This is a genomic window from Streptomyces sp. NPDC107546 (assembly GCF_055639175.1).
In genome coordinates, this window is sequence record NZ_JBVKBA010000021.1 from 97,117 (window position 1) to 122,501 (window position 25,385).

Annotated in this window: 28 protein-coding genes; 15 read left to right on the forward strand and 13 right to left on the reverse strand. The window is 71.7% G+C overall.

Going from position 1 to position 25,385, the window contains the following annotated elements:
* The first annotated feature begins 1 nt into the window (after position 1).
* From ACZ7L1_RS27315 to ACZ7L1_RS27340, 6 genes are all read left to right on the forward strand, one after another.
* Positions 2 to 1,960, forward strand: a complete 1,959-nt coding sequence (locus ACZ7L1_RS27315; RefSeq protein ID WP_471440660.1) for a fumarate reductase/succinate dehydrogenase flavoprotein subunit — start codon at positions 2 to 4, stop codon at positions 1,958 to 1,960.
* Positions 1,957 to 2,706 (forward strand): succinate dehydrogenase/fumarate reductase iron-sulfur subunit, encoded by a 750-nt coding sequence (locus ACZ7L1_RS27320; protein ID WP_471440661.1) that lies wholly within the window; start codon positions 1,957 to 1,959, stop codon positions 2,704 to 2,706. The genes ACZ7L1_RS27315 and ACZ7L1_RS27320 overlap by 4 nt, the downstream gene beginning before the upstream one ends.
* 240 nt (positions 2,707 to 2,946) lie before the next feature.
* Positions 2,947 to 3,717 (forward strand): GNAT family N-acetyltransferase, encoded by a 771-nt coding sequence (locus ACZ7L1_RS27325; RefSeq protein ID WP_471440662.1) that lies wholly within the window; start codon positions 2,947 to 2,949, stop codon positions 3,715 to 3,717.
* A 110-nt stretch (positions 3,718 to 3,827) separates the two neighbouring features.
* The gene (locus ACZ7L1_RS27330; protein ID WP_471440688.1) at positions 3,828 to 4,700 is read left to right on the forward strand and encodes a lysophospholipid acyltransferase family protein; all 873 of its coding nucleotides are present in this window, start codon (positions 3,828 to 3,830) and stop codon (positions 4,698 to 4,700) included.
* A gap of 49 nt (positions 4,701 to 4,749) precedes the next feature.
* Positions 4,750 to 6,249: a metallophosphoesterase family protein gene (locus ACZ7L1_RS27335; RefSeq protein ID WP_471440663.1), complete on the forward strand. Its 1,500-nt coding sequence runs from the start codon at positions 4,750 to 4,752 to the stop codon at positions 6,247 to 6,249.
* 125 nt (positions 6,250 to 6,374) lie between these two features.
* Positions 6,375 to 6,848: a nuclear transport factor 2 family protein gene (locus tag ACZ7L1_RS27340; RefSeq protein WP_471440664.1), complete on the forward strand. Its 474-nt coding sequence runs from the start codon at positions 6,375 to 6,377 to the stop codon at positions 6,846 to 6,848.
* Between the two features lie 46 nt (positions 6,849 to 6,894).
* Here the strand turns inward: ACZ7L1_RS27340 and ACZ7L1_RS27345 are convergent, their stop codons facing one another.
* The 3 genes from ACZ7L1_RS27345 to ACZ7L1_RS27355 all read right to left on the reverse strand — a co-directional run bounded on the left by ACZ7L1_RS27345 (position 6,895) and on the right by ACZ7L1_RS27355 (position 10,766).
* Complete coding sequence (locus ACZ7L1_RS27345; protein ID WP_471440665.1) at positions 6,895 to 7,596, reverse strand: HdeD family acid-resistance protein; 702 nt, start codon at positions 7,594 to 7,596, stop codon at positions 6,895 to 6,897.
* A 256-nt stretch (positions 7,597 to 7,852) separates the two neighbouring features.
* The gene (locus ACZ7L1_RS27350) at positions 7,853 to 9,808 is read right to left on the reverse strand and encodes an APC family permease (protein WP_471440666.1); all 1,956 of its coding nucleotides are present in this window, start codon (positions 9,806 to 9,808) and stop codon (positions 7,853 to 7,855) included.
* Between the two features lie 391 nt (positions 9,809 to 10,199).
* Positions 10,200 to 10,766: a hypothetical protein gene (locus tag ACZ7L1_RS27355; protein WP_471440667.1), complete on the reverse strand. Its 567-nt coding sequence runs from the start codon at positions 10,764 to 10,766 to the stop codon at positions 10,200 to 10,202.
* 208 nt (positions 10,767 to 10,974) lie between these two features.
* Here ACZ7L1_RS27355 and ACZ7L1_RS27360 point away from each other — a divergent pair, with 208 nt between their 5' ends.
* Together ACZ7L1_RS27360 and ACZ7L1_RS27365 are read left to right on the forward strand one after the other, a co-directional pair.
* Positions 10,975 to 11,379 carry a luciferase domain-containing protein gene (locus ACZ7L1_RS27360; protein ID WP_471440668.1) on the forward strand — a complete coding sequence of 135 codons (405 nt, stop codon included), beginning with the start codon at positions 10,975 to 10,977 and terminating at the stop codon, positions 11,377 to 11,379.
* 269 nt (positions 11,380 to 11,648) lie between these two features.
* The gene (locus tag ACZ7L1_RS27365) at positions 11,649 to 12,863 is read left to right on the forward strand and encodes an MFS transporter (RefSeq protein ID WP_471440669.1); all 1,215 of its coding nucleotides are present in this window, start codon (positions 11,649 to 11,651) and stop codon (positions 12,861 to 12,863) included.
* 16 nt (positions 12,864 to 12,879) lie between these two features.
* Here the strand turns inward: ACZ7L1_RS27365 and ACZ7L1_RS27370 are convergent, their stop codons facing one another.
* Positions 12,880 to 13,362 carry an inorganic diphosphatase gene (locus tag ACZ7L1_RS27370; protein WP_471440670.1) on the reverse strand — a complete coding sequence of 161 codons (483 nt, stop codon included), beginning with the start codon at positions 13,360 to 13,362 and terminating at the stop codon, positions 12,880 to 12,882.
* A 195-nt stretch (positions 13,363 to 13,557) separates the two neighbouring features.
* Here ACZ7L1_RS27370 and ACZ7L1_RS27375 point away from each other — a divergent pair, with 195 nt between their 5' ends.
* Both ACZ7L1_RS27375 and ACZ7L1_RS27380 read left to right on the forward strand, forming a co-directional pair.
* Positions 13,558 to 14,064 carry a TIGR03668 family PPOX class F420-dependent oxidoreductase gene (locus ACZ7L1_RS27375; protein WP_471440671.1) on the forward strand — a complete coding sequence of 169 codons (507 nt, stop codon included), beginning with the start codon at positions 13,558 to 13,560 and terminating at the stop codon, positions 14,062 to 14,064.
* Positions 14,061 to 14,486 (forward strand): CBS domain-containing protein, encoded by a 426-nt coding sequence (locus tag ACZ7L1_RS27380; RefSeq protein WP_471440672.1) that lies wholly within the window; start codon positions 14,061 to 14,063, stop codon positions 14,484 to 14,486. The genes ACZ7L1_RS27375 and ACZ7L1_RS27380 overlap by 4 nt, the downstream gene beginning before the upstream one ends.
* A gap of 10 nt (positions 14,487 to 14,496) precedes the next feature.
* Here ACZ7L1_RS27380 and ACZ7L1_RS27385 read toward each other — a convergent pair whose 3' ends face one another.
* Positions 14,497 to 14,784: a hypothetical protein gene (locus tag ACZ7L1_RS27385; RefSeq protein ID WP_471440673.1), complete on the reverse strand. Its 288-nt coding sequence runs from the start codon at positions 14,782 to 14,784 to the stop codon at positions 14,497 to 14,499.
* A gap of 148 nt (positions 14,785 to 14,932) precedes the next feature.
* Between ACZ7L1_RS27385 and ACZ7L1_RS27390 the strand changes: the two genes are divergently transcribed.
* Positions 14,933 to 15,751 carry an SAM-dependent methyltransferase gene (locus tag ACZ7L1_RS27390; RefSeq protein WP_471440674.1) on the forward strand — a complete coding sequence of 273 codons (819 nt, stop codon included), beginning with the start codon at positions 14,933 to 14,935 and terminating at the stop codon, positions 15,749 to 15,751.
* Between the two features lie 10 nt (positions 15,752 to 15,761).
* Here ACZ7L1_RS27390 and ACZ7L1_RS27395 read toward each other — a convergent pair whose 3' ends face one another.
* Complete coding sequence (locus ACZ7L1_RS27395) at positions 15,762 to 16,961, reverse strand: hypothetical protein (protein WP_471440675.1); 1,200 nt, start codon at positions 16,959 to 16,961, stop codon at positions 15,762 to 15,764.
* A 360-nt stretch (positions 16,962 to 17,321) separates the two neighbouring features.
* Between ACZ7L1_RS27395 and ACZ7L1_RS27400 the strand changes: the two genes are divergently transcribed.
* Together ACZ7L1_RS27400 and ACZ7L1_RS27405 are read left to right on the forward strand one after the other, a co-directional pair.
* Positions 17,322 to 17,921, forward strand: coding sequence for a helix-turn-helix transcriptional regulator (locus ACZ7L1_RS27400; RefSeq protein WP_471440689.1), 600 nt, complete (start codon positions 17,322 to 17,324; stop codon positions 17,919 to 17,921).
* 50 nt (positions 17,922 to 17,971) lie between these two features.
* Positions 17,972 to 18,445 (forward strand): phosphatase domain-containing protein, encoded by a 474-nt coding sequence (locus ACZ7L1_RS27405; RefSeq protein ID WP_471440690.1) that lies wholly within the window; start codon positions 17,972 to 17,974, stop codon positions 18,443 to 18,445.
* Positions 18,446 to 18,540: 95 nt separating this feature from the next.
* On the opposite strand, the gene ACZ7L1_RS27410 is transcribed toward ACZ7L1_RS27405, so the two are convergent.
* Genes ACZ7L1_RS27410 through egtA form a run of 5 tightly spaced genes read right to left on the reverse strand, consistent with a single transcriptional unit; the run spans position 18,541 to position 23,197 of the window.
* Positions 18,541 to 18,756 (reverse strand): dodecin, encoded by a 216-nt coding sequence (locus tag ACZ7L1_RS27410; RefSeq protein ID WP_471440676.1) that lies wholly within the window; start codon positions 18,754 to 18,756, stop codon positions 18,541 to 18,543.
* Positions 18,757 to 18,808: 52 nt separating this feature from the next.
* On the reverse strand, positions 18,809 to 19,780 hold the full coding sequence (egtD, locus tag ACZ7L1_RS27415) for an L-histidine N(alpha)-methyltransferase (protein ID WP_471440677.1): 972 nt from the start codon (positions 19,778 to 19,780) through the stop codon (positions 18,809 to 18,811).
* Positions 19,777 to 20,568: an ergothioneine biosynthesis protein EgtC gene (egtC, locus tag ACZ7L1_RS27420; RefSeq protein WP_471440678.1), complete on the reverse strand. Its 792-nt coding sequence runs from the start codon at positions 20,566 to 20,568 to the stop codon at positions 19,777 to 19,779. Before egtC ends, egtD begins: the two co-directional genes overlap by 4 nt.
* A complete protein-coding gene (gene egtB / locus ACZ7L1_RS27425; RefSeq protein WP_471440679.1) occupies positions 20,568 to 21,884 on the reverse strand; it encodes an ergothioneine biosynthesis protein EgtB in 1,317 nt (438 codons plus the stop codon). Before egtB ends, egtC begins: the two co-directional genes overlap by 1 nt.
* Positions 21,881 to 23,197, reverse strand: a complete 1,317-nt coding sequence (egtA, locus tag ACZ7L1_RS27430; RefSeq protein ID WP_471440680.1) for an ergothioneine biosynthesis glutamate--cysteine ligase EgtA — start codon at positions 23,195 to 23,197, stop codon at positions 21,881 to 21,883. The genes egtB and egtA overlap by 4 nt, the downstream gene beginning before the upstream one ends.
* Positions 23,198 to 23,497: 300 nt before the next feature.
* Here egtA and ACZ7L1_RS27435 point away from each other — a divergent pair, with 300 nt between their 5' ends.
* A complete protein-coding gene (locus ACZ7L1_RS27435; protein ID WP_471440681.1) occupies positions 23,498 to 24,328 on the forward strand; it encodes a TIGR02452 family protein in 831 nt (276 codons plus the stop codon).
* 7 nt (positions 24,329 to 24,335) lie between these two features.
* Here the strand turns inward: ACZ7L1_RS27435 and ACZ7L1_RS27440 are convergent, their stop codons facing one another.
* Together ACZ7L1_RS27440 and ACZ7L1_RS27445 are read right to left on the reverse strand one after the other, a co-directional pair.
* Entirely contained in the window at positions 24,336 to 24,782 is a 447-nt protein-coding gene (locus ACZ7L1_RS27440) for a type II toxin-antitoxin system PemK/MazF family toxin (RefSeq protein WP_471440682.1), read from the reverse strand.
* Positions 24,783 to 24,863: 81 nt separating this feature from the next.
* Complete coding sequence (locus tag ACZ7L1_RS27445) at positions 24,864 to 25,058, reverse strand: antitoxin (protein WP_103839499.1); 195 nt, start codon at positions 25,056 to 25,058, stop codon at positions 24,864 to 24,866.
* Positions 25,059 to 25,154: 96 nt separating this feature from the next.
* Here ACZ7L1_RS27445 and ACZ7L1_RS27450 point away from each other — a divergent pair.
* Positions 25,155 to 25,385, forward strand: a 231-nt coding sequence (locus ACZ7L1_RS27450) for an alpha/beta fold hydrolase (RefSeq protein ID WP_471440683.1), incomplete at its 3' end; no start/stop codon positions are given.

A 25,385-nucleotide genomic window follows, 5' to 3' on the forward strand; every position in this document is an offset into this window, starting at 1 on the left:
CATGACCGACTACGTGAACTACACCTCCGGCGACCCGCTCGTCGACGACAAGGCCCCCTCCGGCCCCATCCACGAGCGCTGGGACAAGCGCCGTTTCGAGGCCAAGCTGGTCAACCCCGCCAACCGCCGCAAGCACACGGTCATCGTCGTCGGCACCGGCCTCGCCGGCGGCTCCGCGGGCGCCACCCTCGCCGAACAGGGCTACCACGTCGTCCAGTTCTGCTACCAGGACTCCCCGCGCCGCGCCCACTCGATCGCCGCGCAGGGCGGCATCAACGCGGCGAAGAACTACCGCAACGACGGCGACTCGATCCACCGGCTGTTCTACGACACCGTCAAGGGCGGTGACTTCCGCGCTCGCGAGTCCAACGTCCACCGCCTGGCGCAGATCTCTGTGGAGATCATCGACCAGTGCGTGGCGCAGGGCGTGCCCTTCGCCCGCGAGTACGGCGGCCTGCTCGACACCCGCTCCTTCGGCGGCGTCCAGGTCTCCCGCACCTTCTACGCCCGCGGCCAGACGGGCCAGCAGCTCCTCCTCGGCGCCTACCAGGCGCTGTCGCGGCAGATCGCCGCCGGGAACGTCGAGATGCACCCGCGCACCGAGATGCTCGACCTGATCGTCATCGACGGCCGGGCCCGCGGCATCGTCGCCCGTGACCTGATCACCGGCAAGATCGACACGTACTTCGCGGACGCCGTCGTCCTGGCGAGCGGCGGCTACGGCAACGTCTTCTACCTGTCGACGAACGCCATGAACTCCAACGCGACCGCCATCTGGCGGGCGCACCGGCGCGGCGCCTACTTCGCCAACCCCTGCTTCACCCAGATCCACCCGACCTGTATCCCGCGCACCGGCGACCACCAGTCCAAGCTCACCCTGATGAGCGAGTCGCTGCGCAACGACGGGCGGATCTGGGTGCCCAAGGCCAAGGGCGACAACCGCCCGCCGAACGAGATCCCCGAGGACGAGCGCGACTACTACCTGGAGCGCATCTACCCGTCCTTCGGCAACCTGGTCCCGCGGGACATCGCCTCCCGCGCCGCGAAGAACGTCTGCGACGAGGGCCGCGGCGTCGGGCCCGGCGGGCAGGGCGTCTACCTCGACTTCGCCGACGCGATTGAGCGCATGGGCCGCAAGGCCGTCGAGGCCAAGTACGGCAACCTCTTCGACATGTACCAGCGGATCACCGACGAGGATCCGTACGAGGTGCCGATGCGGATCTACCCGGCCGTGCACTACACCATGGGCGGTCTGTGGGTCGACTACGACCTGCAGACCACCGTCCCGGGCCTGTTCGCGATCGGCGAGGCCAACTTCTCCGACCACGGCGCCAACCGCCTCGGCGCCTCCGCGCTGATGCAGGGCCTGGCCGACGGCTACTTCGTCCTCCCGGCGACCATCAACGACTACCTGGCCCGCAACCCGCGCCGGGCCGATGAAGACGCCGTCACGGCCGATCACCCCGCCGTGCAGGAGGTGCTGGCCGAGACCGAGGACCGGCTGAACCTGCTGCTCTCCGTCGACGGCGACCGCACCCCGGACTCCTTCCACCGCGAACTCGGCGAACTGATGTGGGAGTTCTGCGGCATGGCGCGCAGCGACGCCGGACTGCGCAAGGCCCTGGAGCGGATCCCGCAGATCCGTGAGGAGTTCTGGCGGCGGATCAAGGTGCCCGGCAGCGGCGAGGAGCTGAACCAGTCGCTGGAGAAGGCCAACCGCGTCATCGACTACCTGGAGCTCGCCGAGCTCATGTGCCTCGACGCGCTGCATCGCACCGAGTCCTGCGGCGGCCACTTCCGTGAAGAGTCCCAGACCCCGGACGGCGAGGCCGCCCGCAAGGACGACGAGTTCTCCTATGCGGCCGCCTGGGAGTTCACAAGTGCGGGCTCTGCCCCCGTCCTCCACAAGGAAGACCTGGTCTTCGAGTACGTCCACCCCACCCAGCGGAGCTACGCATGAAGCTCACCCTGCGCGTCTGGCGGCAGAAGAACGCCGACGCCGACGGCGCCATGTCCACCTACGAGGTGGACGGCATCTCGCCCGACATGTCCTTCCTGGAGATGCTGGACGTCCTCAACGAACAGCTCATCCTCTCCGGCGAGGACCCCGTCGCCTTCGACCACGACTGCCGCGAGGGCATCTGCGGCGCGTGCAGCCTGATGATCAACGGTGACGCGCACGGCCCCGAGCGCACCACCACCTGCCAGCTGCACATGCGGTCCTTCAAGGACGGCGACACCATCGACATCGAGCCCTGGCGGGCCGCCGCCTTCCCCGTGGTCAAGGACCTGGTCGTGGACCGCTCGGCCTTCGACCGGATCATCCAGGCCGGCGGCTACATCACCGCCCCGACCGGTTCCGCGCCCGAGGCCCACTCCACCCCCGTGCCCAAGGCGGACGCCGACTACGCCTTCGAGCACGCCGAGTGCATCGGCTGCGGCGCCTGCGTGGCCGCCTGCCCCAACGGTGCGGCGATGCTGTTCACCTCGGCCAAGATCAACCACCTCAACGTCCTGCCGCAGGGCGCGCCCGAGCGTGAGACCCGCGTACTGGACATGGTGGCCCAGATGGACGAGGAGGGCTTCGGCGGCTGCACCCTCACCGGCGAGTGCGCCACCGCGTGCCCGAAGGGCATCCCGCTGGTCTCCATCACGAACATGAACAAGGAGTGGCTGCGAGCCACCCGCAAGGCGGCCAAGCGGTAGGGCCGCCCATACAGGAAACGTTCGCCGGCAGGGTGCGGACGGGCGGGACCGGGTGTGGTGCTCAAGATCCGGTCCCGCCAGGCACCGTCCGGGCACCCCTGGCATTCAACAACCTCACACCCGTTCTCCCTTCGTGGGTCACGCGCAGGCCAACCGGTATCGGAAGAACAGGAGCGCGCAGACCGAACCGCTCAGGTCTGCGGCCCCACCGCCGAACCGGCCCGTGACCAGGAGAGAGCCATGACCGGCGTTTCCACCCTCGCCAGCCCCCCACCGCCGCTGGCGCCCACCCGCTACACCGTCTCCCTCGCCCGTGACGAGGCCGACGTCCGGGCCGCGCAGCGGCTGCGCCACGACGTCTTCGCCGGGGAGATGGGCGCCCTCCTGTCCACCCCGCAGCCCGGCCTGGACATCGACCCCTTCGACGCGTACTGCGACCACCTGCTCGTGACGGACACGGTGACCGGCCAGGTCGTGGGCACCTACCGGCTGCTGCCGCCCGAGCGGGCCGCGATCGCCGGGCGGCTGTACTCGGAGGGCGAGTTCGACCTCGGTCCGCTCGCACCGATCCGCTCCGGACTCGTCGAGGTGGGCCGCTCCTGCGTCCACCCCGACCACCGCGACGGCACGGTCATCGGGCTGATCTGGGCCGGCATAGCCCGCTACATGGTGGACGGCGGCCACGAGTGGCTGGCCGGCTGCTGCTCCCTGCCGCTCGCCGACGGCGGGGCCCTCGCCGCGGCCACCTGGGAGCGGGTACGGGCCAAGTACCTGGCGCCCGAGGAGTACCGGGTACGGCCGCTGCTGCCCTGGCGCCCCGAGACGCCGGCCCCGGAAGGGCACGCCGAGCTGCCCCCGTTGCTGCGGGGTTACCTCCGCCTGGGCGCCTGGGTCTGCGGGGAGCCCGCGCACGACCCGGACTTCGGCGTCGCCGACCTGTACGTGCTGCTGTCGATGCGCCGGATCAACGCGCGCTATCTGCGGCACTTCCTCTCGCTCGTCCCGGCGTGATGAACACCCCCCGGACCGGAGTGACGAACGTGTCCCGTCTCGGCTCTGCCCTGCGACCGCGCCGCGGCACCCCGCTCGCGAGCACGACGGCGCTGTCGGCCTTGGTGGCGATGCCCAGGCCGCGACGCGTCGAGGTGCATGTGCCGGCGCCCGCCCCGGCGAGCCCCTGGATGCCCAGCGCCCCCTGTTCGCCGCAGTCCTGCGTGGACGCCATGGCGTCGGCGGCCGCCGTACCGCGCGCCGTCCTGCGGTTCGCGGCCGTACTGGCGTTGACGGTCGCCGGGCTCGCGCTCTTCCCGGTCGTCCGCCGGATGCCCGTCGCACCGCGCGAACGGGCCGTCCGGGCCTGGTGCCGGTCGGTCGTGCGCGCCACGGGCGTCCGGGCGCGGATCACCGGGGCCGCCCCGCCGGACGGCGGCCTGCTGATGGTCGCCAACCACATCTCCTGGCTGGACATCCCGCTGCTCGCCGCCGTGCGGCCAGGCCGGATGCTCGCCAAGTCCGACATCCGGCAGTGGCCGGTGGCGGGCCCCCTGACCGCGCTCAGCGGTGCCCTCTTCATCGACCGCGACCGGCTGCGGGCGCTGCCCGACACGGTCGCCCGGATCGCGGACGGCCTGCGCGGTGGTTCGGCGGTCGTGGTGTTCCCCGAGGGGAGCACCTGGTGCGGCAGGGCCCAGGGCCGCTTCCGGCGCGCCGCCTTCCAGGCGGCACTGGACGCGGGCGCGCCCGTCCAGCCGGTACGGCTCCACTACCGGTACGACGGGGGCCCGGCGAGCACCGCGCCCGCGTTCGTGGGCAGCGACTCCCTGCTGACGTCCGTGTGGCGGGTCCTGACGGCACGCGGCCTCGTCGCCGAGGTCCGAGTCATGCCGGTGCTGGCGCCGGGCGGCGCGCCGGACCGCCGCGCCCTCACCCTGGCCGCCCAGCGAGCCGTCGGACTCCCGGAGCGTGCGCAACCGGACCCGCACGCGCACCTGTGAGGCACCCTCGCCGCTCCGGTGCGCCGTCGATCATTGCTACGGTGCACCGGTGTCCGAATCCTCACGCGATACCGCCGAGGGCGCCGGCTGGGGCGCCCTGGAACGCGGCAGTTACCGGGACTTGATGCCGGGTCATGTCGAAAAGCTCTCCTGGCTGAACCCGAGGACTCTCTGGGCGGCACGCAACGGCGTGCTGGCCTCCTGGTTCGGCGACCCCACCGGTCTTACCCGGAGCCGGTGGGCAGAACAGTGCCAGGCGGCGGGCGCTCCGGCGGACAGGGTGATCCGGCGCGACGACCAGGACCACTTCTCCTTCATGGTCCTCGGCGACACCGGCGAGGGGGACGCCCCTCAGTACGCCGTGGTGCCGGGCTTCCTGAAGGTGGGTCAGGACACCAGTTTCGCCGTCATAGCCAGCGACGTGATCTACCCGGTCGGCGCGACCGCCGACTACGGGACCAAGTTCTTCCGCCCCTACCAGGACTACCGGGCACCCATCTACGCCATACCCGGCAACCATGACTGGTACGAGGACCTGTACGGGTTCATGAGCGTCTTCTGCGACGCCCCGCCGCTCGCCCCGGACCCGGCCCCCCGCCCGCCGCTCCGTGCCCGGCTGCGCTCCCTGCTGTGGCACCGCCCGAGCGCACAGGACGAACAACGCCTCGCCGAAGCACGCGCGTTGCGCTCCGCACCCGAACAGCAGGCCGTGCAGCCCGGCCCGTACTGGGCCATCGACGCGGGACCCGTTCGCATCGTCGGCATCGACACCGGCCTGCTCGGCGCCATCGACGCCGAACAGGGCCGCTGGCTGCGTGAGGTCTCCCGAGGCCCCCGCCCCAAGATCCTCGTCACCGGCTCACCGCTGTACGTGGACGGCGAGCACCACCCCTGCCCCATCGACGGCGGCGGCACGGTCGACGACATCGTCCGCGACCCGGACCACCACTACGTCGCGGCGATCGGCGGCGACATCCACAACTACCAGCGCTACCCGGTGGACGTGGACGGCCGCACCATCCAGTACGTGGTCTCCGGCGGCGGCGGCGCGTTCATGCACGCCACCCACACCATCCCGCGCGTGTCCGTCGCGAACGTCACCGAGAAGGACTTCCGCTGCTACCCGCTGCGCGGCGACTCCCTCGCCTTCTACAGCAGGCTCTACGGACGCCGGCTGCGGCTGCGCCGCTTCTTCACCCTCACCGAGGCCGAGGCGACCGCCGTCATCGCCGAGCGCCTGGGCATCCCCCCGACCCGCACCCGGGCCACACCCGCACGGGTCACCTGGCGCCCCCGCCTGGTCGCCAGTCTGCTGGGCGCCGGCGGCCGCCCCGACCGGACCTCCCGTTTCCGGCTGCCCGTCCGCAAGATCTACACCCAGCTCTTCTCGCCGAGTTCGGCCACCTACAGCCCGCCGTTCTTCAAGAGCTTCCTGCGCCTGGACGTCACCCCAGAGGCGATCATGCTGCGCTGCTTCGCGGCGACCGGGAACCGACGGGAGGAACTCGACCCGCCCGTCGAGGACGAGGTGACCATTCCGCTCGTGTGAGAGCGAAGGGGCGGGGTGGGGTGTCGCGCATGCGTCCGGACTGTCGTGGCCGCGGGAGGAGCAGTGGTCTCGTACCGTGGTCGCCCGAAGTGGGCAACCACCGTTCTCACCTTCGCGGAGGCGATATGACGCACCCACCCCGCCCACCGTTCCCGCCGTTCACCCACGACACCGCCACAGAGAAGGTGCGGCTCGCGGAAGACGCCTGGAACACCCGCGACCCGGAGAGGGTCGCACTCGCCTACACGGTGGACTCCCGCTGGCGCAATCGGGCGGAGTTCGTCACCGACCGCGACGAGATCGTCGCCTTCCTCACCCGCAAGTGGCGCCGCGAGCTGGACTACCGGCTCATCAAGGAGCTCTGGGCCGCCGACGGCAACCGCATCGCGGTCCGGTTCGCCTACGAGTGCCACGACGACTCGGGCAACTGGTTCCGCTCCTACGGCAACGAGAACTGGGAGTTCGACGACGACGGCCTGATGCGCCGGCGACACGCCTCCATCAACGACCTGCCCATCCAGGAGCAGGACCGCCTGTTCCACTGGCCACCGGGACGCAGACCAGACGACCACCCGGGGCTGAGCGCCCTGGGCCTGTGACCACTTGGCGGCGTGCCGAGCCCTGCGCCCGACCCGGCCCCGCCGATCAGTGCTGGGGGTGCGGACGGGCGTGGAACAGGGGTCGCCGCTGAGTGCCGGTGCCTGGAGCGAGTTGGCTGATGTCGACGCGCGTCCTGATGGCGCGGACCACCTCGGTCAGGCCCAGGACGATGGCCATGACGCCCACGACCAGGGTGAGCGTTGCGATCGAGGCGAACGGCATGATGATCATCACGATGCCGGCCAGAGTACCGATGATCCCGAAGGCCACGTGCCAGCCGCGCGCCGGCATGTCCTGGACGGAGGCCGCCGCGGCCGTCTCCGTGGTGCCGCGCAGCACCCAGCTGAAGCCGACCCACAGGGCGAGCAGCAGGATCGACTCCAGGGGGCCCCGGAAGCAGATCAACCCCAGCAGGATGGAAGCCGCACCGGTGATGAAGTGCAGTACGCGAAGGTGCCGGGGGACGTGGGCGCCGAAGGCGGCGGCGAGCTCGAAGACGCCGGTGACCAGCAGATAGACGCCGAAGAGTATGCCGGCGACGCGTAGCGTTGCGCCCGGCCAGACCAAGGCGACGACGCCCAGGGCGATGCTGGCGATGCCCATGGTGAGCAGGATCTGCCAGCCCATGTTCGCCAGGGCGGCCATGCCTCCGGCCAGGGGCGTCTCCTGTGCCTGCGGTGTCTCTCGCGGTCGCGGTTCGGTGCCGCGTGAGGGGAGGGGGCCCGGGGAATCGGAAGGAGATGTCATGACACCTGCCTCCTTCTGGCAGCAGCGTGGTCACGTCATTACACGTCCATCGTCACCCGATCGGCCTCATACCGCTCGGTGGAGACGGAGAACCTCGGTGGAGACGGAGAACACAGAATTCGCCCAGGCCGTCATCACTCACGACACTCATAGTGCGCACCCGGCGGCGCGCCCTCTGGCGGCCCAGGCCCTCTGCCCCGACGGCCGCCCGTCCCCGCGCAGTCGACGTGGCCCCGGTCGGCGGGCGCGCACCTGCTCAGCCGACGTGGACCCGCGGCCGCCGTGTGCGGTCCGGCTCCGCCTCCCGCAGGACCTCCCGGGTGACCGGGGCCACCTCGCCCTGGCCGAAGAGGAAGAAGCGCAGGAAGTTGGCGAACGGGCCGCCCTCGGTCCACTCGAAGTAGATGTGCGGAATGCAGCCGGTCCTGTCACGGACGTGGAGCAGCAGCGCAGCCAGGGCGTTGGGGATCGAGGACGACTCCAGTGTCAGGACGCGGTAGCGGCCGTGCAGCACCTCTCCCCGCACGACCAGCCCTGCCTCGAACTCCGAGGGGTCGCCGACGGTCACCTCCACGAAGACGAAGTCCTCCTGGGCCGTGACGTCGTTGTCCGCCCGGATCTGCTCGATCTTCTCGCGGTACTCCGCGACGTCCCGCCGGTCCGGCTCATTGGCGATGAAGCGGATACGGCGGCTGGCGATATCCCTGACGAAACGTTCCGCCATGTCATCGAGCGTCACGCTGGTCACACGGAGCTCGAAGGCGCGGGCGAGCCGGGACAGCAGTGAGACGAGGATGATCCCGGCGATGAAGCAGGCGCCGATCTTCACACCGTCCGGCCGCTCGATGACGTTGACGACGGTGACGTAGAGCAGGACCGTCGAGACGACCGCGAAGCCGATGGCCCAGCCCCGCTGACGCGCCTTGCGCGCGGCGATGGTCACCGCGATCGCCGCGGACGACATCAGCACCAGGACGCCGGTGGCGTAGGCGCCGCCCTGGGCGTCGACGTTGGCGTCGAAGATCCAGGTGACCAGGAAGGCGATCAGGGTGAAGACGATGACCATGGGGCGCACGGCGCGGGCCCAGTGCGGGGCCATGCCGTAGCGGGGCAGGTAGCGGGGCATCAGGTTGAGCAGCCCGGCCATGGCGGAGGCGCCGGCGAACCACAGGATCGCGATCGTCGAGATGTCGTAGAGGGTGCCGAAACCGCCGCCCAGATACTCGTGGGCGAGGTACGCCAGCGCACGGCCGTTGGCCTGGCCGCCCGGCTCGAACTCCTTCGCCGGGATCAGCACGGTGGTGATGAAGCTGGTGGCGATCAGGAAGACGCTCATGATCAGCGCGGCGGCCGTGAGGAGCTTCTTGGTGTCGCGGATCCGGCCTGCGGGCTTGTCCTCGCTGTCGCCGGGGTCGCCCTGGACGTGGGGCATGACGGCGACACCGGTCTCGAAGCCGGACAGGCCGAGCGCCAGCTTGGGGAAGACGATCAGTGAGACGCCGATCATGGCGATCACGTTGCCGTGCTGGGTGGTCAGGGCGTTGCTCCAGTCGGTCACCACATGCCCGGCGGTGACCACGTGCCACAGGCCGACGGCCACCACGACGGCGTTCAGGCCCAGATAGGTCACCACCAGGGCGACCGCGACACCGATCGCCTCCAGGAAGCCCTTGAGGAAGACCGCGCCCAGCAGTGCCACGAGGAAGAGGGTGATCATCATCCCCTTCCCGTGCAGCACACCCGTCAGATGCGGGTTCTCGATCAGGTGGGTGGAGGCGTCGGCGGCGGAGAGGGTGATGGTGATCAGGAAGTCGGTGGCGGCGAAGCCGAGCAGGGTGAGGACGAAGAGCTTGCCCTGCCAGAAGGAGAGCAGGCGCTCCAGCATGGCGATGGAGCCCTCGCCGTGCGGGCTCTCCTCGGCGACACGGCGGTAGACGGGCAGGGCGCCGGCCAGGGTGACGGCGACGAGGACGACGGTGGCGACGGGGGAGAGCAGGCCGGCGGCGAGGGCGGCGATGCCGGGCTGGTAGCCGAGGGTGGAGAAGTAGTCGACGCCGGTCAGGCACATCACGCGCCACCAGCGCTGGCCCTGGTGCGGGGGCTCGGGCTGGGCATGCGGGCCCTGCACGGTGCCCTTGCCCATGTCGGACAGCCCCTGGAGCATCCACGCCCGCAATCGACTCGCAGGTGGGTGTTCGGTGGTCGCGGCCATGGGCGTGCTCTCCTGTTGTGCGGCTTGCGCCTGATGTGCGGCTTGGTGCGGGAATCGGCCCTCACACGGACGGCCGCACCAGCGTAAGCAAGGAGTGACGCCAGGGCCCACGGATGACCGGCGTCGAGGCGTCAAGCTTCCGTTAAGAACGGCCGGCAGACGGCCGATCGCCCGGAAGGCCCCCCGGGATCAGACGTCGGCACGTCGGGCCCCATGTCCAGCGAGCGCTGGAGGCGGCGGCATGTCGTGTCACTGATGGCGTGTTCGTCGTAAGGCGCCGGAGTTGCGCCGCTTCCACGGCGATCAGGTGGCGGCGCGACTGCCGGTAGGTCAGGTCTGCGGACTCGACGGGGCGTGTTCATCGAGGCCGACGGGGACGGCTCACGGCCGGCTACTCCAGACCGGACACCCTGAACACGGCCAGGGCGGTCTCGCGGTCGATCCTCTCCTCGAGGTCGTGCAGCGCGGTCGTGTCGAACAGCGGCGGGCCGTGCGCCGCCGACGTGTGCATGTCGTAGGACAGGCGGTACCACAGGGCGGGGTTCTCCTCCAGCATCCGGGGGTCGATCTCGACCTGGCCGCCGCAGGCGTCCCGGAACACCAGCCGTCTGGAGACGCCCTCCACGCAGTGGACCGACACCAGAAGGTCGGTGCGGACCCGCCGGGTGCGCAGCAGTCCGCGCGAGGCCAGCCAGCCCTCGCCCGCGAAGACCCGCGGCGGGCACAGCACCACGAAGAGGAGCAGGGACAGCGCGCACCACAGGACGGCGCGCCACACCGTCGCGGCACCGGAGGCCAAGTCGATCAGCAGCAACATGACGAGCATCGCGACCGCGCAGCGGACCGAGCTGTACAGCTCCCGCGCCCAGCGGTGGTCGTACACGACCTCACCGGGCTGGGGGGCGTTGTCGCCGGCGACCTGGTGCAGCTCGCGTCGCGTCTCGTCGCGGCCTTCCATGCGGCCGACGCTAGACACTCCTGGAGCCGAAAGGACCGGCCTTGATACGACCCTGACGGTCGCTCGGGCTTTTTTGACACCGTCCTCACACGGCCACGCACGTCAGGGACGACCCTGGACACCCCCGTTCCGAAGCCTCAACCTCACGGCCCGGTTACAGAACCCTCAACCTCTGGTGGCGGCGGAGTGAGGAGACGACGATGGGCGCATGACTTTGGCCCAGCGCGCTCTGGAGCGGCTCGACGCCTGGCCCGACCTCACGGTGGGGCCGGCCAGTTGCGGCACGGGGCGGGCACTCAGCACCCCGCACAGCGAGATCGTCCACTTCCACGGCGACCGCGTGGCGGACCTGCACCTGACCACCGGGGCCATCCGCCGCTTCTCCGGCGACCTCGCGGAGTCGACCGCCATCCGCATCCTGCCCGGCTCACGCTGGGTGACCGTGCGTCTGGACTGCGACACGGACGTCGACCTGCTGCTGAGTCTGGTGAGCGTGGCGCTGCACGCCCACCAGACCTCTCAGCCACCGGCGTCCCACGCGCCCGCCGCCTGCAACCTCCACCGCGTCATGCTGCTGCCCCGCGATCTCGACCCGAGCGGGTTCAGCCACTGACGCCCGGCCGGGCGCCGCCGGCTTCCGCGGCGACCCACTCGTCGGACGGCTCACCGCCGCCGGGCTCGTCAACGGGCAGGCGCACCCGCGGGCGCTCCGCGCGGCCCGGTTTCACCACGAGCGCCGAGGCCCCCGCCCACCGACGGCCCGGAAGCGAGACCTTACCCGGGCAACGCCGACACACGTGTAGTCGATAATGCAGTCGACGTGCTCGTTGGAGACACCGCGCCGGCTCGGCGGTGTCCGGATCCGGGGGAGGCCCAGTGGGTGTGACATCGGCGCGACAGGCGCCGGCGCGGGCCAGGATGGGGCCGTGGCGGTTCGTGGTCTGGTTCGGCACGGTCAGCCTGCTCGCCGACTTCGTGTACGAGGGCGCCCGCTCCGTCACCGGTCCGCTGCTGGCGTCGCTCGGTGCCTCCTCTCTTGTCGTCGGCGTGGTCACCGGCGCGGGTGAGGCCGCCGCGTTGGGGCTGCGGCTGGTCTCCGGACCGCTCGCCGACCGCACGCGCCGGTTCTGGGGCCTCGCCGTCGCCGGGTACGCGCTCACGGTGGTCTCCGTACCCCTGCTCGGCGTGGTCGGGACGCTCTGGGTGGCCTGCGCGCTGGTGATCGCCGAGCGGGTCGGCAAGGCGGTGCGGTCCCCGGCGAAGGACACCCTGCTGTCGCACGCCACCGCGGTCACGGGACGCGGCCGCGGCTTCGCCGTCCACGAGGCGATGGACCAGGTCGGAGCCCTCGTCGGACCGCTGACCGTCGCCGGGGTCCTCGCGCTCACGGGCGGGGACTACGGGCCGGCGCTGGGCGTGCTGGCCCTGCCCGGCGCGGCGGTGCTCGGGCTGCTGGTGTGGCTGCGGGCCCGGGTGCCCGACCCGGAGGCGTACGAGCGCGAGATCACCCCGCCCTCGGCCGTACCCGGGACCCCCGGCGGCCGCCTGCCCACCGCGTTCTGGACCTATGCGGCCTTCACCGCGGCCACCACCGCCGGCTTCACCACCTTCGGCCTGCTCTCCTACCACCTCGTCGAACGGCACCTGGCGCACACGGCATGGGTGCCGCTGTTGTACGCGGCCGCCATGGCCGTCGACGCGGTCGCCGCGCTGGCCACCGGGTGGGCCTACGACCGGTACGGGCCCCGGGTGCTGGTGGTGCTGCCGCTGCTGTCGGCGGCCGTACCGGTGCTCGGGTTCACCCGCACGGTGACGGTCGCCGTGGCCGGATCGCTGGTGTGGGGCGCCGCCATGGGCGTGCAGGAGTCCACGCTGCGGGCGACGGTCGCCGACCTCGTGCCCTCCGGGCGGCGGGCGACCGCGTACGGGATCTTCGCCGGGGTGGTCGGCGCGGCGAGCCTGGTGGGCGGCGCACTGACCGGAGCCCTGTACGGGACCTCGATCCCGGCCCTGATCACGGTCGTCGCCGTGGTCCAGGCTCTCGCCCTGCTCCTGCTCGCCGTCACCCGGCCCGGCCGCGCGCGGGTCCGGCGCTGAGAGCTCCGCACGACTGTCAGCCCTCCGAGGCGCGCCGACGGGACGCCTCGATCTCCGCGTACGCCTGCTCCCGCCCCTCCCAGTGGGACCCCTCGACCGACTTGCCGGGCTCCAGGTCCTTGTACACCTCGAAGAAGTGGGTGATCTCCAGCCGGTCGAAGGAGGGGACATCACCGATGTCCTGGACGCCCGCGTAGCGGGGATCGTGCGCCGGGACGCACAGGATCTTGTCGTCGGGGCCCTTCTCGTCCTTCATGACGAACATGCCGACGGCGCGGCACTCGATCGCGCAGCCGGGGAACGTGGGCTCGCCGACGATGACGAGGGCGTCGAGCGGATCGCCGTCCCGGCCGAGCGTGTGGTCGATGTAGCCGTAGTCGGCCGGGTACTGGGTGGAGGTGAACAGCATCCGGTCCAGACGGATGCGGTGCTGGGCGTGGTCCATCTCGTACTTGTTGCGCGATCCCTGCGGGATCTCCACGATCACGTCGAATTCCACGACGGCCTCCTTGCCTGGTCGGTCGGCAGGCCGGGGCGCGGGCCGGGTTTCCAGTGTGCCCCGGCCTCCCGCACGGCGGCATCCGAGGGCCGACCGTGTGAGAGCGCCGGACGCCGGGTACCCGCCAGCGCCGGAAGGAGTACCCGCCGAGAGCCGTCCCATGGCGGTGTCACGCGACCGTGAGGAGGAGCGGGAGTGCCGCGGATCCAAGAGGAGGAGGCACGGCAACGGTTCGCCGACGCCCGGGTGGCGCGGCTGGCGACGGTGGACGCCGAGGGGCGCCCCCACCTCGTACCGGTCGTGTTCGCCGTGCGCGGCGACGGCGGGATCGTCATGGCCGTCGACCGTAAGCCCAAGAGCTCCCGGCATCTGAAGCGGCTGCACAACATCGCCGTCCACCCGGCCGTGAGCCTGCTGGTGGATGCGTACGACGAGGACTGGGAGCGGCTGTGGTGGGTACGGGCGGACGGAGGCGCCCGGGCCGTGCCGCCGGAGGCGTCCGAGGACGAGGACCGCGGCGAGTACGAGGCCGCGCTCGCCCTGCTGGCGCGGAAGTACCCCCAGTACCGCGACAGCCCGCCGGACGGACCGGTGGTCGTGGTCACCGTCCACCGCTTCAGCGGCTGGCGCGCCGGTCCCGAGGCCGGGGCGGCCGACCGGGAGCCGCACTCCGACACGACGAACCAGGAGGTATCCCAATGACCAGGCAGGTACGCGACGTGATGTCCCCCGGCACGGTCGCCGTCGAGCCGATGACCTCCGTGGCGCGGACGGCCCGCCTGATGCGCGACGAGAACGTCGGCGATGTTCTGGTGACGTACGACAGCGACCTGTTCGGGGTGCTCACCGACCGCGACATCGTGGTCCGGATGATCGCCGAGAACGGTGACCCGGAGACCACGACGGCGGGCTCGGTGTGCAGCCGTCCCCCCGTGGTGACGCTCGCGCCCGACGACACCACCGACCACGCGGCCGCCCTGATGCGCCGCCACGCCGTGCGCAGGCTGCCTGTCGTCGAGAAGGGAGGCTGCCCGGTCGGCATCGTCAGCCTGGGCGACCTCGCCGCGGCCGAGGACCCGCGTTCGGTTCTGGCGGACGTCGGCAACGCCCGGCCCAACCGTTGAGGGTCTTACGTCAGCGCCGGGTGTCGGGTCCCCCCAGATCGCCGACCACGGTGGTCCGGCGGGTCCTGCGCGCGCCCCGAGGCCGGTGCGTCGCCCCGCTCACCGCCGTGGCCAGGGCCAGCGCGAAGATCAGGGCCAGGGCGAGACCGGCGCAGAAGATGGCGAGGGTGTTCATCGTGGCGATGTTCTGACCGAACATCGACACGGTGTAGTGCGGGCCGCCGCCCAGATTGTCGGCGATCACCAACCCGGTGAAGGCGGCGGTGGCCGCGAGGAGGAGCATTCCGAGGAAGCGCATCCGAGTCATCTCCCCAAAGAGTCGTGACACCCTGCGGGTACCCGCCGCTGCACGGGCCAGACAGCGGCGGAACCGCCCCCGAGGCACCGCGGCGACGGCACAATGGCGGCCGGCGGCGCGTCGCCGCCGAGGCCGAGGGGAGACGGACGTGAGCGAGCACCAGCGCCAGTCGGGCGGGCCGACGAGGGTGGACACCCAGGTGGCCCACAACGCCCGGGTGTGGAACTACTGGATCGGCGGCCGGGACAACTACGAGATCGACCAGAGGGTCGGCGACCAGGTCGCGTCGATGTTCCCGGTGATCCGCGAAGTGGCCCGCGCGGACCGTGCCTTTCTCGGGCGGGCGGTCCGGTTCCTGGCCGACGAGTGCGGGGTGCGGCAGTTCCTGGACGTCGGCACCGGGCTGCCGACGCTGGACAACACCCACGAGATCGCCCAGCGCATCGCGCCCGAGTCCCGGATCGTGTACGTCGACAAGGATCCCGTCGTGCTGGTCCACGCCCGCGCGCTGCTGACCAGCACCCCCGAGGGAGCCACCGACTACGTCGACGCCGATGTGCACGACCCGGACTCCGTCGTCCGCCGCGCGGCGGCCACCCTGGACCTCACCCGTCCCGTCGCCGTCATGATGCTCGGCATCCTCAACTTCGTCCTCGACACCGACCGGGCACGGGAGATCGTCCGCACTCTCATGTCCGCGGTGCCGTCCGGCAGTTACCTCGCTTTGACCCACCCCACCACGGACGCCGACCTCGGCGGGCAGGGCAACGTCGAGGCGATGCGGTTCTGGAACGAGAACGCGACCCCGCCCATCACCGCCCGCACCCGCGCTGAGGTCACGTCCTTCTTCGACGGCCTGGACATCCTCGCCCCCGGCCTCGTCTCGTGCGCCCACTGGCGGCCCGACGCGGTCTCCGCCTCCGCGGTCACGGTCCCGCAGTTCGGTGCGGTCGCCGTCAGGCCCTGAAGTGCCCCGCTCACAACGGGGTGTGCCCGGCCGTCATGAGGTACGTCCCGTAGGTCACGGAGAGCAGGGTCAGGGCGATGCCGAGCAGGCAGGCCTGTTTCGGTCGCACCCGCCAGGTCCGCACGAGCCCCCGCGCGAGCGGGATCAGCAACGGGAACGCGGGCAGCAGGAAACGCGGCTTCGACGCGTAGGGGCCGGAGCCGCCGACCGTGATCAGGAGCAGCATCCCGGCGTAGACGATCAGCGCCAGCGGCGCCCGCTCGACGCACAGCAGGCAGAACAGCAGGACGGCCGCCGCGACGATCACCAACGCCAGGGGGTAGACGACCCGGCCGCCGTGCACCAGCAGTCCCTTGAGGAAGTGCAGCGAGCCCGCACCGAAGTCGAAGCGGGAGTCCCAGGCGCGCTGCACGGTGAAGTAGCCGCCGAACAGATCACCCATATGGGCGCCCACCCACAGCACGAAACTCACCCAGCCGAGGGGTGCGACGGCGGCGCCGAACCACAGTCCGAGCGGGACCCGGCCGCGCCGCCTGACGATCTCGTGTACGGCGACGACGACCACCGCGGCGGCCACGGAGAACCCTGTGGGCCGGGACAGGCCCGCCAGGGCCGCCAGCACACCGGCCCACAGCCAGCGGCCCGTCAGCACCGCGTACAGCGCCCAGACGGCGAGCGCGGTCAGCAGGGACTCGGTGTAGGCGAGGTTGAGGACGACGGACTGCGGCATCGCGGCCCACACCCCGACGAGGACGGTGGCGACCGCTCGTCCGTACAGGCGGTGGCCGATCACGTAGATCCCGTACGCGGCCACCCCGGCGGCGCTCCAGGCGACCAGCAGGGCGGCGGCGCCCGGAGTGATCGGCACAACGGTGTACACGGCGCGGATGAGCCCCGGGTACAGGGGGAAGAACGCCCAGTCCCGCTGGACGGCACCGTTGTGAAGGACGTGGACGTAAGTGCCGTAGCCGTGCTGTGCGATGTGCAGGTACCAGCGGGAGTCCCACGAGTGGGCCAGACCCTTGAGCATCGGGTGGCCGGAGAGGTGGTTCGCCACGGCGATCGCGACGATACCGGCCATGCGGATGGAGGCGAACAGCGCGAGGGCCGACGCGGCGCCGGGCAGAAGTCGGTTGTCGAAGGGAAGGCGGATGCGACGGGCACCGCCCCCGGTGTGCATGGGGGCGGGGGCGGGCGAGAGTGCGCTCACCCTCTGACCCTGCGATACCGGCGGACGGTCCGCAACGTGAGGTTTGGCCATGGTTGGGTCATATACCACTGCTGTACGAGAATCTGGCGTGACGGAGTATTGAAGCAGGTGAGTCGTGCACGCCTGAAAGGACGAAGTTCCGTGGTGGGGAGGTTGCCTGACCGACGGATGTTCTCACTCTTCCGCGTGACGAGTGGCACCGGCGCGGGGCCTACCACTTGACTGGGGAGTGAACGCCCCTGTCCCTGACGGAAGGAGGATCCGCATGGATTTCCGCCCCAGCGGATACCCCTGCCGCCCACCAGATCCCCGGCGCCGGACAGCCGCGCGGCGGTCTTCTGGCGCAACCGCGCGCTGGGCCTGTTCGACCGGCTCCCGCTGCCCACGGCCTACTGCACGACCGACGGCACCATCCTGCGGGTCAACGCGGCCATGGCGGGGGAATGGGGCACACTCGCCGGTCCCCTGCGCGGGCGCAGCATCCTCGATCTGTTCCACCCGGAGACCAGGGACGAGTTGCGCGCCGTCACCGAGGCGATCCGGCTGCACCGCAGGTCCCGTTACACCGTCGCGGTCGGCTGGACCACCGTGGCCGGCGTCGAGCGCCGCGGCGAGATGACCGTCGACCTGGTCGGAGAGGCCTCCCACAACGCCCCGGACCTGCTGCTGATGCTCCCCGTGCGCGAGGACGTCCCCGCCCCGGCGCAAGACTGCGACGTCCCGCCCGTGAAGGCCGACGAGATCGAGGCCCGGATCCTCGCGCTGGCGGCGGCCGGTTCCACGACCGGGCAGATCGCCTCCGCCGTGGGACTGACCGTGGACGGCGTCAACTACCACTTCAAGCAGCTCTCCCGCCGCTGGGGTGTGACCGGCAAGGCGGCCCTGGTGGCGCGCGCCTACGTCGAGGGCGTCCTCGCGCCCGGCGTATGGCCGCCGGCCCCCGCACCGCCGGGCGGCTGACGGCAGCCACGAGGTCCGCTCCTTAGAGTGGGTGCGTGACCAACGACAGCATGCCCGTCGCCGTCTTCGACCTGGACAACACCCTCGCCGACACCGAGCACCGGCAGCGCTTCCTCCACACGAGACCGCGCGACTGGGACGCCTTCTTCGCCGCCGCGCCGCAGGACCCGCCGCTTGCCGAGGGGATCGCGCTCGCGCTGAGGACCGCCGAGGAGTGCGAGCTGGTCTATCTGACCGGGCGGCCCGCGCGCTGCCGGCGCGACACCCTCGACTGGCTCGCCGCCCACGGGCTGCCCGAGGGCCGTCTGTACATGCGGTCGAACGGCGACCGCAGGCCCGCCCGCGTCACCAAGCTGGAACTGCTGCGCGAACTGGCCCGCGGCCGGGAGGTCCGCGTTCTCGTCGACGACGACGAACTGGTCTGCCAGGACGCCGAACGAGCGGGTTTCACCGTCGTCCGTGCCCGCTGGGCGTCCCCGTCCGCCGCTCTGAAGGACGCTCAGGAACGCGAGGGGCGGACCTGACAGGCCCACCCTCGGCGGACGTGTGAGGCCCACCCTCGGCGGACGTGAGGCGCGCGCCCTGGGCGGACGTGTGAGGTACGCCGTTCGCCCTGGCGCTACTCGCCGTCCTCGAGCCGGAAGCCCACCTTCAGGCCGACCTGGTAATGCTCGATCCGCCCGTTCTCGATCCGGCCCCTGACCTGCGTGACCTCGAACCAGTCCAGGTTGCGCAGGGTCTGCGAGGCGCGCTCGATCCCGTTGCGGATGGCCTGGTCGATGCCCTCGGGTGAGCTGCCGACGATCTCGGTGACCCGGTAGGTGTGGTCGGTCATGCGGGTGCTCCTCTCCTTGGCGGGTGTCCGCGGGTGTGTGGCGCGCGCCGGCTCAGTCGACCGGGCGGGCCGAGCTCAGGGACAGGGCGAACCTCCTTTCCCGGTCCGTCCACCAGTGCGTCAGGTCCAGTCCGGCGGCGCCCAGTTCACGTCTGACACCGTCCTTGCGGAACTTCGCCGACACCTCCGTGCGCAGTTCCTCGCCTCCGGCGAAGTCGACCGCCAGGTCGAGCGCGGGGATCTTCACGGTCTGCGCGGTGCGCGCCCGCAGCCGCATCTCGATCCACTCGTTCTCCGCGTCCCACAGCGCCACATGGTCGAAGACGTCCGGGTCGAAGTCGGCGCCCAGCTCCCGGTTGACGACGGTCAGCACGTTCTTGTTGAACGCGGCCGTCACTCCTGCCGTGTCGTCGTACGCCGCCACCAGTACCGAGGGGTCCTTCACCAGGTCGGTGCCGAGCAGCAGCGTGTCCCCTGGCGCCATCAGGGCCCTGACGGCCTCGAGGAACGTCGCCCGTTCGGCGGGTACCAGGTTGCCGATCGTGCCGCCGAGGAACGCGACGAGTCGCGGCCCGGGTGTCCTCGGCAGCGTGAGCCCCGCCGTGAAGTCGGCGATGAGCGCGTGGACGTGCAGACCGGGCCGCTCGGCGGCCAGCGCCTGTCCCGCCTGCCTGAGGGCGCTCTCGCTGACGTCGACGGGGACGTAGGTGTGCAGTCCGCTCATCGCGTCCAGCAGGTGCCGTGTCTTCTCGGACGAGCCGGAGCCCAGCTCGACCAGTGTGCGCGCGCCGGCCGCGGCCGCGATCTCGCCGGAGCGGGCGATGAGGATCTCCCGTTCGGCGCGTGTGGGGTAGTACTCCGGCAACTCGGTGATCTTTTCGAACAGGTCGCTGCCGTGGGCGTCGTAGAACCACTTCGGGGGCAGCGTCTTGGGACTGCGGGTGAGGCCGTCGAGGACGTCGGCGCGCAGCGCGGCGTCCGTGGCGTCCTCCGGAAGGGTGCGGGTCACATGGAACGGGCTCACGTGCGGGGCTCCTCGGATGGTGCGGATGCCATGTCGTCGCGCGGGTCCTTCAGCGGGGTCAGCAGGACGTCGGTGGTGTCGGCCGTGAGCAGCGTGCGGTCGGGCACCTCCTGCCAGCGCGGGTCGTCGTCGTAGGGCTCGGAGGCGACGACGACGCCGGTGCCCGGCTCGGCGAGGTACCACAGGGTGTCGCCCCACGCGGTCGCCGCGATCGTCGAGCCGTTGGTGAGCAGCAGGTTGAGCCGGGAGTCGGGGGCCGCCGTGGCGATCTCCAGCACGGTGTCGGTCAGCGCCTGCCCCCCGTCGTCGCCGGTGCGCAGCCGGTTCAGCACGAGCGCCCAGACGAGGGCCGAGTCGGTGCGGGCCTCCAGCGACAGCAGTTCCGCCGGCGGCAGGGACCGGGCGAGGGCGGCGACGGAGCGGGGCCATCCGGGCACCGCCCCGTTATGGCTGAACAGCCACCGGCCCGCTGCGAACGGCGCCGCCGCCGCCTCTCCGGCGGCGCACCCTTCGGTGGCGTCCCGTACGGCCGCCAGCAGCGCACCGGAGTGCACGACCCGCGCCAGATCGGCGAAGGACGGGTCGCTCCAGATGGGCTCCATCCGGCGGTACCGCGCGGGCACCGGATCACCCTCCGCGTACCAGCCGACGCCGAAGCCGTCGGCGTTGACCGTCCCGTACCGCTGCCGCCGCGGCTCCCAGGACTGCCGGTACAGGCTGTGCGACGGCTCCTTGAGGAGTCGGCCGAGCGGCTCCTCGGGGCCCAGGTAGGCGAGATGACGACACATCACACGTCCCGGGCGGTGCGGAAGCCGGAGAAGATCTGACGCCGGATCGGATAGTCCCAGTTCCGGAAGGTGCCCCGGCAGGCCACCGGGTCCACGGCGAAGGACCCGCCGCGCAGCACCTTGTACTCCGGTCCGAAGAACACCTCCGAGTACTCCTTGTACGGGAACGCCGTGAACCCCGGGTAGGGCAGGAAGTCGCTCGACGTCCACTCCCACACGTCACCGATCAACTGCCGTACGCCGAGCGGCGAGGCACCCGCCGGATAACTGCCGGCCGGCGCGGGACGCAGATGCCGCTGCCCCAGGTTGGCGTGCTCGGGTGCCGGGTCGGCGTCGCCCCACGGGTAGCGGCGGGAGCGGCCCGTGGCCGGGTCGTGGCGGGCCGCCTTCTCCCACTCGATCTCGGTGGGCAGCCGGCGCCCCGCCCAGCGCGCGTACGCGTCCGCCTCGTACCAGCACACGTGCAGCACCGGCTCGTCGGGCGGTACGGGCTCGGTGACGCCGAAGCGGCGCCGCAGCCACTGCCCGCCCTCGCGACGCCAGAACAGCGGGGCCTCGATGCCGTGCGTCCGGATGTGGGCCCAGCCCTCGGGGGTCCACCAGCGTTCGTCGCCGTAGCCGCCGTCCTCGATGAAGGCCGTGTAGGCGCCGTTCGTCACCGGGACGGCGTCGATGTAGAACGGCGCCACCTGACGCTGGTGCGCGGGCCGTTCGTTGTCCAGTGCCCACGGCTCGGTGGAGGTGCCCATGATGAACGGGCCGCCGGGCACGAAGACCTCGGCCGGGCCGTCGTACGGCGCCACCGGCTCCGGATCGGGGGCGGTGAGCGTCTGCGGGCCCTTGCGGAGCTGGTGCGTGATCAGCATCGTCTCGTCGTGCTGCTGCTCGTGCTGCGCGATCATGCCGAAGGCGAAGCCCGCCTCGGTCAGGCGCCGGCCCTGAAACGGCGTGCGCTCCAGCACGTCCAGGGCCCGCCCGCGCACCTCGGCGGCGTAGCGCCGGGCCTCCTCGGGCGGCAGCAGCGGCAGCGAGGGCCGTTCGGAGCGCGGGTGTTCGAAGGCGTCGTACAGCCCGTCGATCTCGGGCCGCATCGCCTCGCGGCCGGCGACCGCGCGCAGCAGCCACAGCTCTTCCTGGTTGCCGATGTGCGCCAGGTCCCACACCAGCGGTGACATCAGCGGGGAGTGCTGTGCCGTCAGGTCGGGTTCGTCGACGCAGGTGGTCAGGAGCGCGGTGCGGTCGCGGGCCGTGGTGAGGGCGTCCAACGCGCGCTCCCGGAGTATCTCGGGGTCGATCGGGGACCGTTCGTCGGTCATGTGCGCATGTCCTTCCCGTGGAACCGGGTGTCGTCCCCGCCGGAGGGGGTGTCCTTCCCGTGGAACCGGAGCAGCAGGTCGTCGGCGGGGCAGCGGCCCCGGGCCACAAAGCGGTCGGTGAACTCGGCGACGGCGCCCAGCACGTCGGCGGTGGCACCGAGCCTCGGCAGTGCCTCGGCGGCGGCCGCGAAGCAGGCGACGGCGGCCTCGTGCAGCTCGGGGTCGGCCAGACCGTCGCGGGCCGCGGCGATCCACAGCGGGTTGCCTGGCGGCGGCAGGGCACCCGCCCGCTCGGCGAGGGGTTTGACCGACCGGTACGCGGTCTCGGCGGCCTCGGGGTCGTCGAAGAGCGCGGCCGTCACGGCGAGCGGCACGATCCAGCCGTCGTCACCCGGCTGCGCGTCGATCATGCGCAGTTCCAGATGGCCGCGCGGCCTGACCGGAGGGAACAGGGTCGTCAGGTGGTAGTCGAGGTCTCCCCGGTCCGGCGGATCGGCGGACCGGGTCCAGGCCCGGAAGCTCAGGCCCCGTGGCACGCGCCAGGGACCGCTGCCGCCGCGGACGCACATCACCGGCGCGTCCAGCACATGCCGGGCCCAGGCGGCGCGCGGGTCGCGGTCGAGCGGGGGCGCGCTGGAGCGGCCCGGGTCCATCGCCGTCCACAGGGACTGCCGGGTGGAGCGCCAGCCCGTGGGCCGGCCCCCGGCCAGCGGGGAGTGCGCGAACGCGGCGACCAGGACCGCGCCCAGCTGGTGCGCCAGCCACCAGCGCCGCCCGAATCCCAAGGGCCCCGGCTCCTCGTGTCCGGCGTCCAGGCACACCTGCACGGATGCGGAGGAGCACATCATGGACCGCCCCTCGGGCCCCGCACGGTCCAGGCAGCGCTCCATGGCGTCGTAGCGCGGCTCGCGCAGGTAGCGGCGGGGAGGGCGCCAGGGGTCGTGGCCGTGGCCGCTGAGGACGAGGCCGGCCTCGTGCAGCACGGCGCGCACCGCGTCGAGGTCGGCGGAGACGGACCCGACGCACTCCATGAGGGAGGCGGCCGGAGCGGAGCTGAGCTCCAGCTGACCGCCGGGTTCGACCGTGAGGGCCGACCTCAGGGGCAGGGTCCGCAGTGCGGCGTAGGCCGCGTCGAGACGTTCCGGTGGTACGGGGAGCCACGGCGTGCGCGGCTCGTGGACGAGCCATTCCACTTCGACACCGAGCGAGCGGGGCGGTCCGGTCTTGAAGCAGATACCGCGGACCAGTGCCTCCACGTCGGCTTCGGTGACGGCGGAGCGGTGCTCCGTACAGTCACTCACCGAATCGGACATGTCGGGATCCTCCTGAGGTTCCACCATGTCGCCGGTTCGGGCCCCAGGAGGCCGGACCGGCATCGCTCGTCCCACCCAAGACGCTCCCATGGATTCCCACAAGGGGGCACAGTGGGGCTTTCCGGACTGCTTTCCTCTTGTCGTGCGAGTCACGAGACGTTGTTTCCGGGACCGCGAAACTCTGTTGCGGTGTGAGACCAGCATCGCTCACCATGCGTTCATGAGCACGACGGGGGAGATCGGCGCCACGCCGGGGGAGGGGGCGCGCGGCGCGCTCACGGCGCCCACGGGGGTGGCGCCGTGAGCGCGCGCCTGCGCGGGATCGCGCGGCAGACGCAGGAGATCGTGGCGGCGGGGGCCTACCGCGCGCCCGACGGTACGGTGGCCATCGCCGCGGCGGTCGAGGCCGCTCGCGCACGGACGCGGACGTACGGCCCGGACGCGGTGGACATACCGCCGGCCGTCCAGGTCACCGCGGTCTTGGAGGTCACCGGCGAGAGCAGCCTGGAAGCCGCCCGGCGCCTTGTCGGCCGGTCGGGTGATCCGGTGGCCGTCCTGAACTTCGCCTCCGCGCGCAATCCGGGCGGCGGCTTCCTCAACGGCGCGCAGGCCCAGGAGGAGGCCCTGTGCCGGGCCTCCGCGCTGTACGAGTGCATCAGCGGGGTCGGCGAGTTCTACCACCACCACCGCGCGCACCGCGACCCGTTCTACACGGACCGTGTCATCCATTCACCGGCGGTGCCCGTCTTCCGCGACGACCAAGGGCGCCTGCTGGACGAGCCGTACACGGTCGGCTTCCTGACCGCCGCCGCGCCCAACGCCGGCGTGGTCCTGCACAGGGCGCCGGAGCGCGCGGCCGAACTGCCGCGCGCCCTCGCGACCCGCGCCGAGCGCGTGCTGGAGACGGCGGCGGCCTGCGGCTACCGGTGCCTGGTGCTGGGCGCCTGGGGCTGCGGGGTGTTCCGGAACGACCCGGCGCAGGTGGCCGGGGCGTTCCACGGGCTGCTGGCCGGGGGCCGGTTCGCGGGGTACTTCGAGGAGCTCGTCTTCGCCGTGCTGGACCGCACGCCGGGGGCGACGACGCGGGCGGCGTTCGAGCGTGCCTTCGACACCCGGGTGCGCGCCGCCTGACCCGGGCTCAGTTCCAGCCGTAGCGTTCCCGGAGCCGGTGCACCACGAGGTTGAACCGCATCCGGTCCAGCGCACACGCCTCACGCCGCATGCCGGCCTCGTGCACCCGAAGGACACGGTCCACGTCCACCCAGGACTCGCGCCCCGACCGGTCCCAGGGCCCGCCGCCGATCGGCACCCACTCCCGGTCGCCGTCGTGCCGCTTGCTGGACAGCTGCACCGCCAGCAGCGTGCCCGCCGTCTCACGGGCGACGACGAGCACCGGGCGGTCCTTGCCGCGCCCGTCGTTCTCCTCGAACGGCACCCACGTCCAGACGATCTCGCCGGGGTCGGGGTCGCCGTCGTGCGCGGGGGAGTACTCGGTCCGTACCCGGCCCACCACGCGGGGGTCGGCCTCCGTGGTGGCGGAGGGACCGTAGCGGCCGGGGACGTCTTCTTCGGTAAAGGCAGTCACGCGGCTCACGGTAGAGCGTCACGGGGCAGGCGCGCCGAGCGGGTCGGCTGGTGACGCCGCGTCAACTCGCCATGGCTCCGGCTACGGCTGGGGCGGGTTGTCCTGCTCGGGCCGGGACCGCATCTGTTCCCTGAGCGCGTCCGGACCCTTGTCGACCTGACCGGGCTGCGCGCCGTGAGGCTGCTCACCGGCAGGCTGTCCCGCCTTGTCGTGGCCCTCGCCGATGCGTTCGCCATGGCCCTTGAGCATCTGCCTCAGCTTGTCCATCACGGACATGACACCCTCCTTCGCGGGTCTGCCCCCTTCTTCCAAGGATCGGGGCCGTTCGCCGGGGGTGCATCCGCTGGGGGCCGTGCCGCGTACCCTCCAGGCATGGTTGACCACTGCTCGGTCGACGCCGGAGGCGTCCGGCCGGCCTGCCGGATATCGGGGCCGCCCGATGCCCCGCCACTCGTCCTGTTGCACGCCCTCGGCGAAGACGGCTCCACCTGGGACGCGGTGGCGCCGCACCTGGTGCTGTGGCCGGAAAGGTTCACCGGCTCGCGACGCCCGGCACGGCACCTCGCCGCGTTGTCGCATCGCCCGAGTACATCCGGTACGCGG

Excerpts from the sequence above, each read along its gene's own strand:
- ACZ7L1_RS27315 (WP_471440660.1), top strand. The coding sequence starts at position 2 with ATGACCGACTACGTGAACTACACCTCCGGCGACCCGCTCGTCGACGAC.
- egtB (WP_471440679.1), bottom strand. The coding sequence starts at position 21,884 with ATGACCGACGAACGGTCCCCGATCGACCCCGAGATACTCCGGGAGCGC.
- ACZ7L1_RS27325 (WP_471440662.1), top strand. The coding sequence starts at position 2,947 with ATGACCGGCGTTTCCACCCTCGCCAGCCCCCCACCGCCGCTGGCGCCC.
- ACZ7L1_RS27410 (WP_471440676.1), bottom strand. The coding sequence starts at position 18,756 with ATGACCGACCACACCTACCGGGTCACCGAGATCGTCGGCAGCTCACCC.
- ACZ7L1_RS27380 (WP_471440672.1), top strand. The coding sequence starts at position 14,061 with ATGACCAGGCAGGTACGCGACGTGATGTCCCCCGGCACGGTCGCCGTC.
- ACZ7L1_RS27350 (WP_471440666.1), bottom strand. The coding sequence starts at position 9,808 with ATGGCCGCGACCACCGAACACCCACCTGCGAGTCGATTGCGGGCGTGG.
- ACZ7L1_RS27345 (WP_471440665.1), bottom strand. The coding sequence starts at position 7,596 with ATGACATCTCCTTCCGATTCCCCGGGCCCCCTCCCCTCACGCGGCACC.
- ACZ7L1_RS27405 (WP_471440690.1), top strand. The coding sequence starts at position 17,972 with ATGCCCGTCGCCGTCTTCGACCTGGACAACACCCTCGCCGACACCGAG.
- egtA (WP_471440680.1), bottom strand. The coding sequence starts at position 23,197 with ATGTCCGATTCGGTGAGTGACTGTACGGAGCACCGCTCCGCCGTCACC.
- ACZ7L1_RS27340 (WP_471440664.1), top strand. The coding sequence starts at position 6,375 with ATGACGCACCCACCCCGCCCACCGTTCCCGCCGTTCACCCACGACACC.
- ACZ7L1_RS27385 (WP_471440673.1), bottom strand. The coding sequence starts at position 14,784 with ATGCGCTTCCTCGGAATGCTCCTCCTCGCGGCCACCGCCGCCTTCACC.
- ACZ7L1_RS27360 (WP_471440668.1), top strand. The coding sequence starts at position 10,975 with ATGACTTTGGCCCAGCGCGCTCTGGAGCGGCTCGACGCCTGGCCCGAC.
- ACZ7L1_RS27445 (WP_103839499.1), bottom strand. The coding sequence starts at position 25,058 with ATGTCCGTGATGGACAAGCTGAGGCAGATGCTCAAGGGCCATGGCGAA.
- ACZ7L1_RS27330 (WP_471440688.1), top strand. The coding sequence starts at position 3,828 with ATGCCCAGGCCGCGACGCGTCGAGGTGCATGTGCCGGCGCCCGCCCCG.
- ACZ7L1_RS27355 (WP_471440667.1), bottom strand. The coding sequence starts at position 10,766 with ATGGAAGGCCGCGACGAGACGCGACGCGAGCTGCACCAGGTCGCCGGC.
- ACZ7L1_RS27320 (WP_471440661.1), top strand. The coding sequence starts at position 1,957 with ATGAAGCTCACCCTGCGCGTCTGGCGGCAGAAGAACGCCGACGCCGAC.
- egtC (WP_471440678.1), bottom strand. The coding sequence starts at position 20,568 with ATGTGTCGTCATCTCGCCTACCTGGGCCCCGAGGAGCCGCTCGGCCGA.